The organism is Hymenobacter polaris (assembly GCF_012927305.1).
Lineage (GTDB): Bacteria > Bacteroidota > Bacteroidia > Cytophagales > Hymenobacteraceae > Hymenobacter > Hymenobacter polaris.
The window spans coordinates 2,346,052-2,363,674 of record NZ_JABBGH010000001.1 but is presented as its reverse complement, the minus strand read 5'-3'; the positions used below and the strand labels follow the sequence as shown (position 1 = coordinate 2,363,674).

11 protein-coding genes are annotated in these 17,623 nt (G+C 65.7%); 5 read left to right on the top strand and 6 right to left on the bottom strand.

Features of this window, described 5'->3' with window-relative positions; genetic code table 11:
- Positions 1-175: 175 nt before the first annotated feature.
- Positions 176-6,187, top strand: a complete 6,012-nt coding sequence (locus tag HHL22_RS09945; RefSeq protein WP_169530822.1) for a carboxypeptidase-like regulatory domain-containing protein — start codon at positions 176-178, stop codon at positions 6,185-6,187.
- A 110-nt stretch (positions 6,188-6,297) separates the two neighbouring features.
- Here the strand turns inward: HHL22_RS09945 and HHL22_RS09940 are convergent, their stop codons facing one another.
- Positions 6,298-6,915 carry a MarC family protein gene (locus HHL22_RS09940; RefSeq protein WP_169530821.1) on the bottom strand — a complete coding sequence of 206 codons (618 nt, stop codon included), beginning with the start codon at positions 6,913-6,915 and terminating at the stop codon, positions 6,298-6,300.
- Positions 6,916-7,003: 88 nt separating this feature from the next.
- Here HHL22_RS09940 and HHL22_RS09935 point away from each other — a divergent pair, with 88 nt between their 5' ends.
- Positions 7,004-8,119 (top strand): endonuclease/exonuclease/phosphatase family protein, encoded by a 1,116-nt coding sequence (locus tag HHL22_RS09935; protein WP_169530820.1) that lies wholly within the window; start codon positions 7,004-7,006, stop codon positions 8,117-8,119.
- 119 nt (positions 8,120-8,238) lie between these two features.
- Here HHL22_RS09935 and HHL22_RS09930 read toward each other — a convergent pair whose 3' ends face one another.
- The 3 genes from HHL22_RS09930 to dnaK form a co-directional block, all read right to left on the bottom strand.
- Positions 8,239-8,871 carry an NDR1/HIN1-like protein gene (locus HHL22_RS09930; protein WP_169530819.1) on the bottom strand — a complete coding sequence of 211 codons (633 nt, stop codon included), beginning with the start codon at positions 8,869-8,871 and terminating at the stop codon, positions 8,239-8,241.
- Positions 8,872-9,279: 408 nt separating this feature from the next.
- Positions 9,280-9,489 carry a hypothetical protein gene (locus HHL22_RS09925; RefSeq protein ID WP_169530818.1) on the bottom strand — a complete coding sequence of 70 codons (210 nt, stop codon included), beginning with the start codon at positions 9,487-9,489 and terminating at the stop codon, positions 9,280-9,282.
- 645 nt (positions 9,490-10,134) lie between these two features.
- Positions 10,135-12,069 (bottom strand): molecular chaperone DnaK, encoded by a 1,935-nt coding sequence (gene dnaK / locus HHL22_RS09920; protein WP_169530817.1) that lies wholly within the window; start codon positions 12,067-12,069, stop codon positions 10,135-10,137.
- A gap of 350 nt (positions 12,070-12,419) precedes the next feature.
- Between dnaK and HHL22_RS09915 the strand changes: the two genes are divergently transcribed.
- From HHL22_RS09915 to HHL22_RS09905, 3 genes are all read left to right on the top strand, one after another.
- A complete protein-coding gene (locus tag HHL22_RS09915; RefSeq protein WP_169530816.1) occupies positions 12,420-12,899 on the top strand; it encodes a CHRD domain-containing protein in 480 nt (159 codons plus the stop codon).
- 118 nt (positions 12,900-13,017) lie between these two features.
- Positions 13,018-15,504 carry a M1 family aminopeptidase gene (locus HHL22_RS09910; protein WP_169530815.1) on the top strand — a complete coding sequence of 829 codons (2,487 nt, stop codon included), beginning with the start codon at positions 13,018-13,020 and terminating at the stop codon, positions 15,502-15,504.
- A 309-nt stretch (positions 15,505-15,813) separates the two neighbouring features.
- Positions 15,814-16,671: a transporter gene (locus HHL22_RS09905; RefSeq protein WP_169530814.1), complete on the top strand. Its 858-nt coding sequence runs from the start codon at positions 15,814-15,816 to the stop codon at positions 16,669-16,671.
- A 46-nt stretch (positions 16,672-16,717) separates the two neighbouring features.
- On the opposite strand, the gene HHL22_RS09900 is transcribed toward HHL22_RS09905, so the two are convergent.
- Together HHL22_RS09900 and HHL22_RS09895 are read right to left on the bottom strand one after the other, a co-directional pair.
- A complete protein-coding gene (locus HHL22_RS09900) occupies positions 16,718-17,155 on the bottom strand; it encodes a hypothetical protein (protein WP_169530813.1) in 438 nt (145 codons plus the stop codon).
- 27 nt (positions 17,156-17,182) lie between these two features.
- On the bottom strand, positions 17,183-17,599 hold the full coding sequence (locus HHL22_RS09895; RefSeq protein WP_169530812.1) for a hypothetical protein: 417 nt from the start codon (positions 17,597-17,599) through the stop codon (positions 17,183-17,185).
- Between the last annotated feature and the right edge of the window lie 24 nt (positions 17,600-17,623).

The following is a 17,623-nucleotide window of genomic DNA, read 5'->3' as shown; positions in this document are numbered from 1 at the left end:
CACGAGCGTCATGATGAGCCCCGCGAAGCATCTCTACCGCGCCCCTAGGGCATCGTTCGGTAGAGATGCTTCGCGGGGCTCAGCAGGACGTTCTGGTTTATGAGCAAACAGCCGAGTGCCGTGTGCAAAAGGCCCTAGGGTGGCATCGGGTGAAAAAGCCTTTTTCCACCCGCCTATGTTTCCACTCTACCAACTCGCGCTGGCCCTGGTGCTGTGCTGGCTGAGCCTGCCCGTGCTGGCCCAGCAGCCGCTGGCCCGCGCCCGGCAGCGCAGCTACCTCACGAAGATTTTCCGACTGACGCAGGCGCAAACCCGCCAGCTGTTTGCGCACGGCCTGCAGGCGGCGCGGCCCAATTTTTTTACGGTGCCGGTCGATTCCTTCCCGACCGACTCGGCCTTGGTTTACCAGGCGCACCCTAGGCCGCTGCCGCTGGGCTACTACCTGGTGGCGCACACCGAGGGCCCGCAGCTGGTGTACTGGCTGCGCGCTGAAACCGGCCGCACCCTCGAAGTGCTCGACAACCAGACCGACCTGGTGCTGGTACTGCGCGACTCTCTGGGTGGGCTGGTGCCCGATGCGCGAGTGGCCCTGCGCCGCCGCGCTGTGCCCTACGACGCCGCCACCCGCACCTACCGCCTGGCAGGGGCGGGCCGCGCCGGGCTGGTGGCTGTCACGCAAGGTGGCCGCACCACTTTCCACCCGCTCACCTGGCAAAATGCCTACTCGCCCGGCAGCTACGGCCGCGTTCACTGGCTGCGGCGCGTGGGCTACCGAGCGCTCTACGGCTTCCCGCTGGGCTACCTAAGCCAGCCGGTGCGCCGCACGGTGCAGGACCTACAGCATGCCTCCGAAGCCGATTTTGGGGTGGTGGGGCTGCTGCGCTCGCCCTTCAACGAAGATGTGCGCGAGGAGCGCCACAGCCAACGCGCCCAACGCCGCTGGCGGGGCTACCTGCTGCTGAGTGAGCCGCGCTACCGCCCCACCGGCGACACCCTGCGCCTGAAGGCCCGCGTGCTGCGGCGCGGCAGCGGCCGCCCCTACACCCGCCCGCTTACGCTGTGGCTAAGCGGCAACGGCCTCAACCGCGCCAAGCGCCTGGCCGAGCTGCGCCCGGTGCGCCCCGGCACCTACGAGTACGCCCTGCCGCTGACCGATACCCTAGGGCTGCGCGCCGACACCCGGCCGATGCTAGAGCTGGAGGACCGCCGCGGCGCGACCCTGCTGAGCGAGAGCTTTCGGTATGAAGACTACGAGCTGAAAAACAGCCACTACACCCTGCGCCTGCTCGAGGAGGAGCCGCGGCGCGGGCAGCCGCAGGCGGTATTCGTGCGGGGCACCGACGCCAACGGGCTGAACCTGCTCGACGCGCGGGTACAGCTGGCAGTAGTGCCCGTAGCGCCGCCCGGCGCGCTGCCCGGCCGACGGCTGTTCGTGGCCGATACGCTCTGGACCCACGCCCAAGCGCTCGACCCGGTGGGCGAAACGCGCATCGACCTGCCCGCCCGTATCTTCCCCAATGCCGATTTCAGCTACGACGTGCGAGCCACGCTGCTAACCGCCGACAACGAGCGCCGCACCGAGCACCGTCAGGCGGTGTACCACCGCGACGCCGGCCGCTTGCTGCTCACGCTCAGCGCCGACACCCTGCGCGCCAGCTACGACTCGCTGGGCCGCCGAGCGCCGCACCGCGCCTGGCTGGAAGTAGTAGCCGCCAATGAAACCCAGCACCCTAGGGTCCCCGAGCGGGTGTTGCTGCCCCTAACCCGGCCCCTCGACCCGCTGGCTGCCGCCTACGTGCTGCGCGACGACGCCAACCGCACCACCCGCCTCTACCTGGCGCCCGACAACGCCAGCCTGCAATTGCAGTCGGACCGCACCGCCGACTCGGTGCACCTGCGCGTGGACAATCCGCGCCGGCTGCCATTCTGGTACTTCGTGTACCGGGGCCAGGTGCTGCGCTACCGCGGCTACGGCACCGCTTACGCTCTCGACCTCAAGGACGGGGGCGACGAGCCCTGGCACGTGTCGCTGCACTACCGCTGGGGCGCGGCCACGCGGGCGGCCGAGTACACGGTGGCCGCCCCGCAGCGCCAGCTGCTCATCACCACCACCCAGCCCGACTTGGCCTACCCCGGCCAGCACCTGCGCCTGGGCTTCACGGTGACCGATGAGGCCGGGCGGCCCGTGCCTGACGCCGACCTGGCGGCCTACGCCTACACCAGCAAGTTTGAGGCGAGCGCCCCGCCTGCGCTGCCCAGCTACGCGCGGCCGGTGGCGGGGCGGCGCTCGCGCCGGCGCTTCGCCCTGCGCGCGGGCCTGGCCAACGACGCCAGCCAGGCCGGCCGCCAGAGCCTTGACTGGCCGCGCTGGCAGCACCAACTGGGGCTCGACTCGCTACAGTTTTACCACTTCCTCTACCCCGAAACCGGGACGTTTTTCGAGTACCGCTCCGCGCCGGGCGGCCTCACGCAGGTGGCGCCGTTCGTGGTCGATTCGGGCCGGGTGCAGCCGCCGGTGGCGTTTTACCTCGACGAGCAACCCGCTTACATCGAGGCCCTCGGCAACCAGCAGCCCTACGCCGCCGTGGCCGGGCCGGGCCTGCACACGCTGCGCCTGCGCCTGCCCACCCGCGACATCACCCTGCGCGATGTGTACCTGCAGCCCGGCCACAAGCTCACGCTCAGCATTGACCCCAACCACCCCTGCCGCGAGCTGACCGTGGCCCCGCGCCCCGCCCAGCTCACGCCCACCGAAGACCTGGGTTTGCGCCGCGCCATCGTGGCCGTGCGCGACGAGCCCGGCACCGTGGCCCTGCGCCAGGGCCCGGCGCTCCGCCCGCTGGGCCCGCCCACTTACCGCGGGCTGCGGCTGGCGGGTCCCTTCCGGCCCGACTCGCTGCAGCTGCTGCGGCTGCGCGGGGCCACTTCGCGCTTCCTCTTCGAGCCGCTGTACGACTACACGTTTTACCCGCGCACCATCAAGCAGAGCTGCCTGGAGCCCAGCACCCTAGGGTACCTGAATGGCACCGCCGGGCGCGACTGGCTGCCGCTGGGCGACTTCGCCCTCACCTCCGACTACCTGCAGCACCTGCGCGAGCCCGCCTTCGGGTACCGGCCGCGCCTGCTGGCCCCGGCGCCCCAGGGCAGCGGCCGGCTGGTGCTGCGCCTGCCCTACGACCGGCCGCCCGGCACCCAGCTGGCGGCCCCGCTCTACACCCTGCTCACCCGGCCCGACCAGCCCAAGTTTTCGCGCCTGGGCTACGGCCTGGAGCCGATGGCGGGCCTAGCCCCCGGCCGCTACCAAGTAGCCGTGCTGCTGGCCGACAGCACCAGCCTGCTCCTGGCCGAGCCCGTGCTGGTAGAAGCCCACGGCACCACCTACGTGCAGCTGCGCGGGGCCGACCACCGGCCGGGCGACGCGCTGCGCCGTCGCATCGAGCGGCTGTTTGCCGGCCTGGCCCAGCAGCTGGCCCCCAACGAGCCGCCCGCCCGCCGCGAAACCCGCGCAGAGCAGCCCAGCAGCCCGCGGCCCGACTGGCGCACGCTGGTGGGCCGCGTCACCGACGCACAGGGTGAGGGCCTGCCCGGCGTCACGGTGCTGGCCAAAAACACCACCTTCGGCGTCTCTACCAACGTGGATGGCTACTACGCCCTGCAAGTGCCGCCGCAGGTGGCCGAGCTGGTGTTTTCCTACGTTGGCTACGTCCGCCAGGAATTGGTTATCGGCAACCACAGCGTGCTCAATACCAGCCTGGTGGAAGACGTGCAGCAGCTGCAAGAAGTGGTGGTAGTGGGCTACGGCGTGCAGCAGCGAGCCAACCTGACGGGCTCCGTTATGATGCTGCAAGGCCGGGTGGCGGGGGTGCAAATTAATGGGCAGCCCGGCGTGCGCATTCGCGGCAACAGCTCGGTGACGGCCAGTAACCCGCCGCTGCTCATCGTGAACGGCCTGCCTTTTTCCGGCGACCTCAGCCAGATTTCGCCGCAGGATATTTTGGAAACCAAGGTGCTCAAGAGCGAGGCGGCCACTGGCATTTACGGAGCGCGGGGCGCCAACGGCGTTATTCTCATCACCACTCGGGCGGGCGCCACGTTCCGGCCCGGCGCGGCGGGGGCGGCCCCCGAGTTGCTGCCCGGCGCCGACCCGCGCCTGAGCTTGCGCCGCCATTTCCGCGACAATGCCTGGTGGCGGCCTACCCTGCTCACCGATGCCCTAGGGCGGGCGCACACCGACGTGGTGCTGCCCGACGACGTGACCGGCTGGGACACCTTCGTGGTGGGCTCCGACGGGCACGGGCGCGTGGGCGGCCTCACGGGGCGGCTGCGCTCGTTTAAGGCGCTGCGGGCCGAGCTGGCGGTGCCGCGCTTCCTGGTGGCCGGCGACCGGGTGCAGGCCCTAGGCAAGGTGCTTAACTATCAGGGCGACACGGCGGCCGTGACTACCAGCTTCCGCCAGGGCGGCCGGGTGCTGCGCCAGCAGGCCCGCCGCGTGGCGGCCTCGGCGCTCGATACGCTCACCTTTACGGCGCCGCCCGCCCAGCTCCTGGGCCCGCCCGATTCGCTGGAAATCACCTTCGTCCTGAGCCAAGCCAGCGGCTACGCCGACGGCGAGCAGCGCCGCCTGCCCGTGCTGCCCGCCGGCACCACCGAGCAGGTGGGCACCTTCGTAAGCCTGCTACCCGCCGACACCACCGTGCGCCTGCCCCTCGACCCGCGCCTAGGCCCCGCCACCGTGCGCATCGAGCGCGACGCCCTGCCCGTGCTGCTGGCCGAGATTGAGCACCTGGAGCAATACGCCTACCTCTGCAACGAGCAGATGGCCTCGCGCCTGCAAGGGCTGCTGCTGGAGCAGCGCATCCGGGCGGCGCAGGGGCAGCCCTTCCGCCGGCAGCGCAACGTCAATTTCCTCATCCGGCGCCTGCTGGCCGGCCGCCACCAGCCCGAGGGGCTGTGGGGCACCTGGCCCACGTCGGCGGTCAGCCCCTGGGCCACGCTGCACGTGGTGGAGGCGCTGCAAGCCGCCAGCGAGGCGGGCTTCGCGGTGAATTTCAACCGCGACGAGGTAGTGCGCTACCTGCTGGCCGAGCTGGACGCCACGCTGCACCCTAGGCCTGTTGTGGCTACCAACCGCCCCACTACGACGCTCACGCGGGGCTACTTCTTCGCCGCCCCCGACGACCAGATTCGGCTGCTACACGTGCTGCACGCGCTGCACGCCCCGGCCGACTACCCCACCTACGTGCGCCGCCTCGAGCAGCAGCTGTCGAGGCCGCGCCTGCCCCTCGACCGCTACCTGGCCCTCACCGAGCTGCGCCAAAAGCTGGCCCTGCCTTACCAACTCGACACCCTGCGCCGCTACCGCCTGCGCACCACCCTAGGGGGCGCCCTGTATGCCGATACCCTGCACGTGCCCAGCTACTTCCGCTACCTGCTGCCCGACCGCGTGGGCACCACCCTACTGGCCTACCGCGTGCTGCGCACCCAAGGCGGCCACGAGGCCGAGCTAACCCGCCTGCGCGCCTACCTGCTGGGCTTGCGGGGCGGCGGCCACTGGCTCAGCACCTACCAAACGGCTCAAATCCTCGCCACCATCGGCCCCGACCTGCTGGCGGGCAGCCCGGCCGGCCCCACCACCCAGGTGGACCTAAGCGGCGCGCCCGAGCTGCCCAGCGGCCCCCAAACGCAGTTTCCGCTGGCGCTGAAGCTACCCACGGCGCCGGCCGCCCTCACTATCCGCAAGACCGGCCCGCTGCCCGTGTACGCCACCGCTTACCAAACGCGCTGGGTGCCCAGCCCCGAAGCCGCCACCAAGCCCTTTACTGTCACGACGACCCTAGGGGGCCAGGCCGGCCGCCGCGTGCAGTTGCCCGCTGGCCGCCCCACCGAGCTAGTCATCACCGTGGAGGCGCCCGCCGAGTCGCGCTACGTGCTGCTCGAGGTGCCCATCCCGGCCGGCTGCTCCTACGGCGACCCGGCCGCCCCTAGCCCCGTGGAGGTGCACCGCGAATACCTGAAGCAGCAAGTCGGCATCTTTATCGACTACCTGCCGGCCGGGCGGCACACCTTCCGGGTGGCGCTGCAGCCGCGCTACCGGGGTCAGTACACTCTCAACCCCGCCCGCGCCGAGCTGCTGTACTTCCCCACCAAGTTCGGCCGTACTACCAGCAAGCAGGTGAGGGTGCAGTAGTTTTTCACCGCAGAAGACGCGGAGGCTTACGCAGAGGAAGCGCAGAGGTCATTCTTCTGCGCTTCCTCTGCGTAAGCTTCCGCGCCTTCTGCGGTGAAAACACCCTAGGCCTATTCCGCCACATGGAACAGCGCCTTCACGGCCGTGACGAAGAAGTTGACGCCGATGGCCAGCGTGAGAAAGCCCATGATGCGGGCCAGCGCGGCCATGCCCGGCCGGCCCAGCAGGCGCGTGAGCCGCAGCGACGACACCAGAATGACGAAGGCGGCGGCCGCCACCAGCACGAAGCCCAGCACCGTCATCACCTTATCCAGGGGCGTGGGCCGGAGGAAGCCGATGCACAGCGCCATCGAGCCCGGCCCCGAGAGCATGGGCATGGCCAGCGGCGTAAAGCTGATGTCGTCCTTCTGCTTGCTCTCTTCCAGCGCGTCGGGGCCCACGCGGTCGCGGTTGGCACCGGGCGTCAGCAGCTCGAAGGCCGAGCGCATCAGCAAAATGCCGCCCGCAATGCGCAGGTGCTGAATGTTGATGCCAAAGAAGCTCAGGATGTAGGCACCGCCAAAAAAGGCGACCGTCAGAATGGCCACCATGTAGGTGCAGGCGCGCAGGGCGGTTTGCACCCGGTCTTTGTTGCTGTCGTCGCTGGTCAGCGTCAAAAAAACCGGCATGGCCCCGAAGGGATTTACCACCGAAAACAGCGTAGTGAAGGTGGCGAGCAGTACTTCCATGCCGCAAAGGTAGCGGCCGGGCCTAGGGCAAAACCGATTCTGCGGCACGATTTTAGGCGTGGCCCCGACCAGCTTCTACTTTTGTACAGTGTCCACCTTCTTTTACGTTTGTTACGGCCTAGGGCTGCTGCTGGGCGGCGCGGGGCTGCTCGCCACCCTGCTGCCGCTGCTGCGCCAAACCGCCTGGTGGATTCGCGTGTTCGACTTTCCGCGCGTGCAAATAGTGGCCGGGCTGCTCACGGGGGCGCTGCTGCTGGCCCTGCCCGGCCCGGTGCTGCCCTACGCCCCGCTGGTGTGGGCACTGCTGCTGGCGGCGGTGGGCTACCAGCTCCTGCGCATCTGGCCCTACACGCCGCTGCACCGCAAGCAGGTGCTCGACGCCCAGCGCAGCCCCGGTGAGGATGCCCACCACATTAGCCTGCTAGTTACCAACGTGCTGATGTACAACCGCGACGCCTCGCGCTGCCTAGGCCTCATTCGCGAGCACCGGCCCGACGTGGTGCTGGCCGTCGAAACCGACGACTGGTGGCTGAGCCAGCTGGCCACCATTACCCCCGACTACCCCCATACCTGCCACGCCCCGCTGCCCAATACCTACGGCATGCTGGTGTTTTCGCGCCTGCCGCTGGTCGAGAAGGACATGAAGTTTCTGCTCGAAGCCGATATTCCGTCCTTCCACGGCCGCATACGCCTGCGCAACGGCACGCTCGCCAACCTGCACTTCGTGCACCCCAAGCCGCCCGCGCCCCAAGAGTCGAAAGACAGCCTGCGCCGCGATGCCGAGCTGCTGGTGGTGGGCCGCGCCATTCAGCACCACGACGGGCCCACTATCGTGGCCGGCGACCTCAACGACGTGGCCTGGTCGCACACCTCGGAGCTATTCCGGCGGTTGGCGCGGCTGCTCGACCCTCGGGTGGGGCGCGGCCTGCTGCCCACCTTCCACGCCGACCACCAGCTGCTGCGCTGGCCCCTCGACCACGTGTTTCACTCGCCCCACTTCCGGCTGCAGGACCTGCGCCGCCTGCCCCACATAGGCTCCGACCATTTTCCCATCTACATCCGCCTCAGCTACGAGCCCCAGGGCTGGCACGAGCAAGCGCAGGAGCTGGAGCTGCCCGACGCCGAGGACCGCCTCGAAGCCCGCGAAAAGATAGAGGCGGCCGGCCAGCCTCAGGCCGCCGCCAGCACCCAGGCCATTAGCTAGTCCGCCGCCCTAGGGCCCGCCCCAGGCACCACGCTGCGGAAGACCCTAGGGCCCCTCACCAAGCAAAAGAGGCTTCTGCGTCATGCGCAGAAGCCTCTTTTGCTTGGTGAGGGATTCAGCTAGTTGCTGGTGGTAGAGGCCCGGCGCTCGCGCGAAACCACGGCCTCCTGCATGGGGGGGCGGCGGCTGATGAGCACGCTGAGGCGGCCACGGGACGCGCGTACAATGGGGCGCACGCGCAGCGTAAGGCGCTGGCGAACGGGGTCGCCGAAGCCCAGGGCGAAGTTGCGCAGCTTGGGCAGCGCATCGTCGCCCAGCAGCTTGTAGGTGTTCATCTCAAAGTCCAGGGGTACCCGCACCGAGTCGTGGGCGGGCAGGTCGACGGCCTGCGCCAGCTTGCCCGAGCCCAGCAGCTTGCCATCAACTAGCACCGTGTAGTCGATGCCGGTGAGGGTAGTCTCCTCCAGGTTAGGATTATACGCATTGAGAAGCAGGCGCATCTTCAGCGGCAGGTTCTTGTTCACGTAGCCCTCGATGAGCTGGTTGCGGCGCGGCAGGTCTACGTCGCTGGGCTGGTGTAGCGGCAGCACGTTGAGGCTGCCCAGATAGGCCTCCTCCACCGCGCGCACCCGTATCTGGGGCTCCAGCCGGGCGGCTTCCTCGTGGCGGGTTTCGCGGAGCGTGCAGCTGCCCAGCAGCAATGCCCACGGTAGCGCACCCAGCAAACGGCGAAAGGGCAAAGCAGTTTTCATAGAATAGCAGATAAGGTAGGTTGGCTAATCGAGGACCAAAACAATACTATAAAAACCGTGCCGCCGGCCCTTATTCGACCAATGCGGCCAAGTGCCGGTTGCACCCCTGGGCTTGCTAGCTGAGGTGGCTGGCGCGCTGCTACGCGCCTAAGTCAACTGCGCACCTCCGGGATTTAGTATAGCTGGCCGCCTAGGCCTGGCTACGTAGCGATAAGGATACGGGTAAGAAGGATAGAAATAGGATAAGTATTGGCTAGCTAAGATAAGCGCCCGCGTGCAAGCGCACGGCCACTAGCTTACCAAAAAATATAAACTTACTAAAATTCAATTTATCACTTAATGCATTGACTATCAAAATTAATAATCTAAAAAATAGCCGTGCTTGAGGAAGTGCGGCTATGTTTACTCTCATTTCTTGAATTCAAAATACAAGTATTTTTTCGGGGGCGCTAGCTCGGCAGTTTCCCTAGGGGCCAGCCGCAAGTAGAGGCCTAGGTTAAACACGATGACGCCCAGCATCAGGATGCGCAGCCCGTGCGCCCGGTCGGTGGCCGAGTAGGCGTAGGTGCGGCGGACATCGGGCAGCTCGCGGCGGTGAAAATACGGCCGGGCCTCCACCAGCAGGTCAAATAAGCCGCCCAGCAGCGCCAGCCCGTAGCCGGCCAGCCGCCCGCCATGGGGCTGGTTTCGGGCTGGGCCAACTCGGCGGCCCGTCGCCGCTGCAGCGTGGCCGCCGATACCACCTGGCCGCGCAGCAGCAGCAGCAGCCGAGCCAGGGTCACGTCGAGGTTGCTCCCCTCGCCGGGGCGCACCAGCAACTCATGCAGTTCGGCATTGCCGAAGCTATAGAGGTAGTGGTCGAGTGGCAGCTCGCTAGCCGCTGCTCATGCAACTGCTCTTGTAGCTGCTGGGCCTGCTCAAAATCGACGGCGCGCAGCTTCACTACAAACGTGGTAATAAGCTGCGGACTGGCCACCAAAGGACTGAGGGCCAACTAGTCGGCCTCCACAGCGGTTTCAGTGGCAATGCCCCGCGCTGCCAGTAGCGGCTGTGCTTCGGCGGCCGATGCAAAAACCTGAAACGGGGTAAAGGTTGCTGGCAGGAATAAAGATTGCTGGCATAACCAACCGAGCCTGAACGCCGGCTAAGAAAAGCCATCTAAACGCAAAAAGGCCGGAAGCAATGCTTCCGGCCTTCCCTAGCGTAGTCAACCAGCAAAGCTGGCGTATCCACGAAATCAGTTCAATCCGTTAAATCTGCGGTCTACTTGCCGTCTACTTCCTCGTAGTCCACGTCGGTTACGTGGTCGCCGGCCGGCTGGCCCTGGCCTTGGCCGTTCTGGCCATCGGCGCCGGGGAAGCCCTGGCCGCCCATGGGGTCGCCACCTTGGGCGCCCGCCGCGGCATACATCTCCTGCGAGGCCGTTTCCCAAGCTTTGTTCAGCGCGGCCACCCCGGCGTCGATACCGTTGATGTCCTTGCTGTCGTGGGCCTTCTTGAGGTCAGCGAGGGCGCTTTCCACGGCGGTTTTGTTGCCACCGCTCAGCTTATCGCCAAACTCCTTCAGCTGCTTCTCGGTCTGGAAGATGAGCGAGTCGGCTTGGTTTACTTTCGTGATGCGCTCGGTTTCGGCTTTGTCGGCGTCGGCGTTGGCAGCGGCTTCGCTGCGCATGCGCTCGATGTCGGCTTCCGAGAGGCCCGAGCTAGCTTCGATGCGGATTTTCTGCTCTTTGCCAGTACCCTTGTCCTTGGCCGTCACGTTCAGAATGCCGTTGGCATCGATGTCGAACGTTACCTCAATCTGCGGCACGCCGCGGGGCGCGGGCGGAATGCTGTCGAGGTGGAACTTGCCAATGGTGCGGTTCTGCGAAGCCAGCGGGCGCTCGCCTTGCAGCACGTGGATTTCTACGCTCGGCTGCGAGTCGGAAGCCGTCGAGAAGGTTTCCGACTTCTTGGTCGGAATGGTGGTGTTGCTTTCGATGAGCTTGGTCATTACGCCGCCCATCGTTTCGATACCCAGCGAGAGCGGGGTCACGTCGAGCAGCAGCACGTCTTTCACCTCGCCGGTGAGCACACCCCCCTGAATGGCGGCGCCGATGGCTACCACCTCGTCGGGGTTCACGCCCTTGCTTGGCTTCTTGCCGAAGAACTTCTCTACCTCTTCCTGGATGCGCGGAATGCGGGTCGAGCCACCCACCAGGATTACCTCGTCAATCTGCGAAGCCGACAGGCCGGCGTCTTGCAGCGCCTTTTTGCAGGGCTCCATCGAGCGGCGCACCAGCTCGTCGCTCAGCTGCTCAAACTTCGAGCGGCTTAGCTTCACTACCAGGTGCTTGGGGCCGCTGGCGGTGGCGGTGATGTAGGGCAGGTTGATTTCGGTTTCGCTGCTGCTGCTCAGCTCAATCTTGGCTTTCTCAGCGGCTTCCTTGAGGCGCTGCAGGGCTAAGGCGTCTTTGCGCAGGTCCAGGCCTTCGTTGTCGCTGGCGAACTGGTCGGCCAGGAAGTTGATGATAACCTGGTCGAAGTCGTCGCCGCCGAGGTGGGTATCGCCGTTGGTGCTCAGCACCTCAAACACGCCGTCGCCCAGCTCCAGCACCGAGATGTCGAAGGTGCCGCCGCCGAGGTCGTACACGGCAATTTTCTGGTCTTTATGCTTCTTATCCAGGCCGTAGGCCAGCGCAGCGGCCGTGGGCTCGTTGATGATGCGCTTCACGTCGAGGCCCGCGATGGCGCCGGCCTCCTTGGTAGCCTGGCGCTGGGCGTCGTTGAAGTAAGCCGGCACCGTGATAACGGCCTCGGTCACGGTGGTGCCCAAGTAGTCTTCGGCCGTCTGCTTCATCTTCTGCAGAATCATGGCCGAGATTTCCTGAGGCGTGTAGGTGCGGTCGTTCACCTTCACGGCTACCGTATTGTTGGGGCCGGGCACTACGTCGTAGGCCACGTACTCTTTCTCCTTGGACACCTCGTTGAAGTGGCGGCCCATGAAGCGCTTGATGCTGGCAATGGTGTTTTTGGGGTTGGTAACGGCCTGGCGCTTAGCCGAGTCGCCTACCTTGCGCTCGCCGTTTGGCAGAAACGCCACAATCGACGGCGTGGTGCGCCGGCCTTCGGAGTTCGGGATTACAACCGGCTCGTTGCCTTCCATGACGGCAACGCACGAGTTGGTGGTGCCCAAGTCAATACCGATGATTTTGCCCATGATTATAAGTGGGAGTGAAGTTTAAAAAGAGGAGTGGTGTCTTGGTTGTGGTTACGGCTACGAAGCCGCTGCAAGCCTAGTTACAAGCCCCGTACCAGCCGCGTTTTTCTGCCACTTTGGCGGGCCCAGGGCCCTAGGGATAGCCGGCCGCCGCCAGCTCGGCATGAAAAGCCTGGTTAGCCAGCGCGTAGGCTGACGGAGTTGCCGGCTAGCCGCCCTCGCCCGCGCATACGGCAAAAAGAAGGCAGCACTATATTTGCGACATATCACACTAAATCAGTGAGTTAAAACAAATTAAACCCCAATTTTTCTCAAAAACTTTCTATTATTTTTCTTATCGTTTACCCCTCATGAAAATTTTTTTATTTCCCGCCTTGGCGTTATTGGTAGCTGCGTCGGCCTGCAAAAAGAACGATGACACACCGGCCCCCGCCACCATGCAGGTGACGGGCAACCTGAGCGCGGCCAACTCGGTGCCCGCCGTCAGCGTGGCCTCGTCGGGCATCGGCCAGCTAACGGGCACCTACGATTCCAGCACCCATCTGCTGACGTACAACGTTAATTTCTCGGGCTTGACGGGGCCTGCCACCATGGCGCACATTCACTATGGCGACACCAGGCACGCCGGGGGCGTGGCCATTGCGCTAACGGTGCCAGCGGCCACCAGCGGTACTATCAGCGGCAAAATTCCGCTGGTGATGACGACGGCTTCGGGCTCGTCGCCCGCGGCCTCGCAGCCCGATTCGCTGCTGACAGGAAAGCTATACGTGAATATTCACACGGATAAGAATCCGGCCGGGGAAATTCGCGCTAACCTGCTGGCGAAATAAAACCACCCTAGGGCACCGCTGCCGGGCCGGTTACCGCAAGGTGGCCGGCCCTTTCGTTTGGGCAAAAGCGCGCAACTTTGCGACCCTGGCCGGGTCTATGCCCCGCTATTTTTTCCCTATGAAAGTACTTGCCCTCGCCCAGCTACCGGGCTGCCTGCTGCTGGTAGCCGCCGCCCACGCCCAGGCGCTGCCCACGCCCACCACCGAGCCCACCAGCCCCTACCGCGCCTCGGCCACCAAGGTCAGCGACCTGGTGCACACCAAGCTGGCCGTGCGCTTCGACTACGCCAAGCGCTACCTCTACGGCCAGGAGTGGGTGACGCTGGTGCCCCACGCGTACCCCACCGATTCGCTGCGGCTCGATGCCAAAGGCATGGACATCAAGGCAGTAGCCCTGATGAACGGCGACGCGCGCCAGCCCCTCAAGTTCGACTACTCGGACAAGATGAACCTGCGCATCAACCTGGGCCGCACCTTCAAGCCCGGCGAGCAGTACATCGTGTACATCGACTATACGGCCAAGCCCGACGAGCTGAAAGTACAGGGCTCGGAAGCCATTACCGACGCTAAAGGCCTGTACTTCATCAATCCCGACAGCGCGGTGGCGGGCAAGCCGGTGCAAATCTGGACGCAGGGCGAAACGGAGGCCTCATCGGCTTGGTTTCCCACCATCGACCGGCCCAACCAGAAGACGACCGACGAAATTGCCCTGACGGTGCCGGCCAAGTACACCACCCTCAGCAACGGCAAGCTGGTGAGCCAGGTGGCGGCCGGCCCCGGCCTGCGCACCGACACCTGGAAGATGGATTTGCCCCACTCGCCCTACTTGTTTATGATGGCGGTGGGCAACTTCAAAATCTACAAGGACACTTGGCGCGGCAAGGAAGTCAACTACTACCTGGAGCCCAAATACGCGCCCTTTGCCAAGCAGATTTTCGGCAATACGCCCGACATGCTGGAGTTTTTCTCGAACCGCCTAGGGGTAGAGTTTCCGTGGAATAAGTACGCCCAGATTGTGTGCCGCGACTACGTGAGCGGGGCCATGGAAAACACCACCGCCACGCTGCACGGCGAGCAGGTGCAAATGACCGACCGCGAGCTGCTGGACCGCGAGTACGAGAGCGAGTCGGTTATCGCCCACGAGCTGTTTCACCAGTGGTTTGGCGACTACGTGACCACCGAAAGCTGGAGCAACCTGACCGTGAACGAGTCGATGGCCGACTTCTCGGAGGCGCTGTATGCCGAGCACAAGTACGGCCGCGACGCCGGCGATGCCCACGGCTACCAGAACCTGCAGCGCTACCTGCGCAACCCCGCCGACGCCAGCAAAAACCTGGTGCGCTTCCACTACGGCGACAAGGAGGACATGTTTGACCTGGTGACCTACCAGAAGGGCGGCGCCATTGTGCAGATGCTGCGCAGCTACCTGGGCGACGAGGTGTTCTTCAAGGGCCTGCAGAAATACTTGACCGACAACAAGCTGAGCAACGGCGAGGCCCACCAGATGCGCCTGGCCATGGAAGCCGTGTCGGGCCAGGATTTGAACTGGTTCTACAACCAGTGGTACTTCGGGGCCGGCAACCCGGTGGTCACGATTGACTACGCCTGGGACGCGGCCAAGAAGGTGCAAAGCGTGACCATCAAGCAAACGCAGGAGGGGCAGACTTTCCGGCTGCCGCTGGATATTGATTACTACGTGGGCGGCAAGGTGCAGCGCCAGCGCGTGCTGATGACCGAGGCCAGCCAGACCTTCACCATGCCCCTAGGGGCCAAGCCCGAGCTAGTGAACGTGGACGCCGAGAAGTACACAGTGTGGCAGAAAACCGACAACAAGCCCCTGGCCGAATTTGCTTACCAGTACGGCCACGCCCCGCTCTACGTAGACCGGCTGGAGGCCCTGAAAGCGGCCGCCGCCGCCCAAACCACTAGCCCAGCGGCGCGCGCCGTGGTGCTGGCCGCCCTCCAGGACAAGTTTTACGGCCTGCGCATTGCGGCGCTGAGCGCGCTGAAGCTCGACGACAAAGCCGTAGCCAAGGCCGCCGCGCCCGCCGTGCGCCGCCTGGCCGCCGCCGATGCCAACACCCACGTGCGGGCGGCCGCGCTGGAAGCCCTAGGGGAGCTAAAAGACCAGAAGGACGCCAAGCTCATCGGGGAAGCCTTCAGCAGCCCCTCGTATGCCGTAGAGAATGCCGCGCTAACGGCCCTCGGCAGCATCAACCCCACCGCCGCTCTGGCCAAGGCCAAGGCCCTGGAAGGCGACGCCAACCTAAGCCAAGGAATTACCACACTGTACGCGCAGGCGGGCGGTGCCGAGCAGTGGAACTTCATCAAGACCAGCTACGACCAGGCCACCGGCTACCGCAAGTACGCCTTTATCCGGCCGATGCTGCAGATGCTGGGCCGCCTCGACGACCCCACCGCCTTCGCCGAAGATGTGCAGCGCCTGCAAGCCATCGGCCTCAACCCGCAGCTGCGGGCCCAGGGCGCCGACAAGATGCTGATGCAAGCCATTCGGGCCAGCGCCTCGCAGCAGAAGGGCGCCAACGCCGCCAAAAATCAGGCGGCGGCCCAGGCGGCCGTGCAAGCCATCGAGGCCGGCAAATAATTCAGGTCAATAGAAAGCTGGCGGTCATGCTCATCTGGCGTCCGCCTGCCGAAGCATCTCTACCGAACAACCCCTAGGCGGCGCGGTAGAGATGCTTCGGCAGGCGGACGCCAGATGAGCATGACCGCCAGCTTTTAGCTTACGCAGTAAGCCTAGGGCCGGCGGGGCTGGTTTATTCCCCAATCGACCGCTGGCCGGGCGCGGCTACCTAGTGGTGGCTGGCAATCGACTGCTCGTTGAATTAAAAAAATAAAGTGGGCGCGACGCGCGGCGGTGAACCATCGCCTGGGGTTGCGTGTCGGGGTAGCCATGCGCAAGACCACTCCGCTGGTGCTGGCCGCTTTGCTCGCGAGCCGTCTCACCCCCGCCCTGGCCCAGAATACCCTCGACGAAAACAATGACAATGCCGAGGCGCCCTTCGTGCAGCACATTCGGCCCGACCGGCCCGGCCAAACCATTTCGGCGGGGGTACTGCGGCAGGGGCAGTTTCAGCTCGAAACCGGCTGGCAGCACTACGCCGCCCCAGGCGGGGCGGGGCTAAACAGCGCCACTGCTACGCTGCGCATCGGGTTTTTCAACAGTATGGAGTTTCGCCTCACCCAGTCCCGCGTGTTTGGGCCGGCGAGCAGCGCGGGCGCGGGTGGGAGCGAGGTGCCCACTTTTCGGCCCGACTCGGTGGGCTGGGCGCCACTCACGGTTGGCACCAAGCTGATGCTGACGGCCGACCGCGCCGCCCGCTTCCAAGCCGCCATGCTGCTGGAGGCCGCCCTGCCTGGCACCGGCCAAAACGGCCTGCGCCGCAGCACCTGGGCCCCCGGCGGGCGCCTGCTGCTCAGCCAGCAGCTGGGCCAGCGCGCGGCCCTGGAAGGCAACTTCGGCTTCAGCCAGCAGGGCCTCACGGTGGCCGACGCCCTGAGCGGGCAGTACCTGGGGTCGCTGGCCCTCACGGCGCCGCTGGGTAACCAGGCGGGCTACTTTCTGGAAGCCTACGGCCGCGGCCGCCACGAGCTAACCACCGGCGCCACCGCCGGCCTCTACTACCGCCCCTGGACGGGTTTGCGCTTCGATGCTACCCTAGGCAAGGTGCTGGGCGGCCCGGCGGCCGGCGCTACCACCGTGAGCGTGGGCCTGGCCCTGCGGCTGGGGCAGCACCCGCTGCCGCAGTAGCGAGGCTCGGCGGGCGCCCTAGGGGGTAGCTAGGCAGCCCAAGGCCCTAAGCTGGCTGCGCTGCCTGGCGGGCCCCAGCCTTGGCGCTGGCCAGCGAGTCGTAAAAAGCAGTTTGCAGCACGTACTGGTTGCGCGCCTCGGCAGTGCCCTGGGCGTAGCGCTGGGTGGCAATCTGCCCAAATACCGTTTCGGCCACTACCACGCTCACTTCGCGCAGGCCGGCGGCCGTGGCGCGCGGGTTAAACTCGGCAATGAGCCAGGCCTGGGCTTTGGCCGGAATGGCGCCCATCTGGCGCACATCGCCCACCCAGCCCCAGGGTTTGGCCGGCGTCGAGTGGGCTTCAAAGTAGTCGAGGGCAAACTGCTGCAGGGCGATAAAGTCGGTGGCGTTGGCAAAGGCGTGCCATTGGGTGATAACGCACGGCACGCTGGCATCAACCAGCACCGACCCGTAGGGCTGCGAAAAAATAACTTGGTCGGACATAAAAAAGCGTAACTAAGCCGGCTAAAGCTAACTAGGTAAGCTGGTTAAGTAAGCGTGCGCCGCTGCTTCGTCGGAAAAGTTACGGCTGCGGTTACCGTTGGTGGTGCCGAGCTGCAGCTCTTGCACCCCCAGCCGGCTAAATACGTCGGTGGGCAGCAGCGTGGCTAGCTCCAGGTGGGCAGGGCGGGCAATGCCGGCAGCCGTCCAGTTGGCTTGCGTCCACTGCTTCACGGCATCGGATAGCGGTTTCAGCTGTCGTCCGTCCAGCAAAATCCGGTACCAGCCGCGCTGCAGCAGCAGCTGGCCCAGCTGGGTAAGCAGCGGCTGCAAGTCGGCAATGCGGAGCGGGGTGGGGGCGTAGCGGACTTCGGCGTAGCCCGCCGGGTGGGCCAGCAGAGTGCCGGCCGCGTTGGTAAAAACGGTGGTAGCAGCAGAGGTAGGCATGAGCCAGCTAAGGAGCGCAAACGA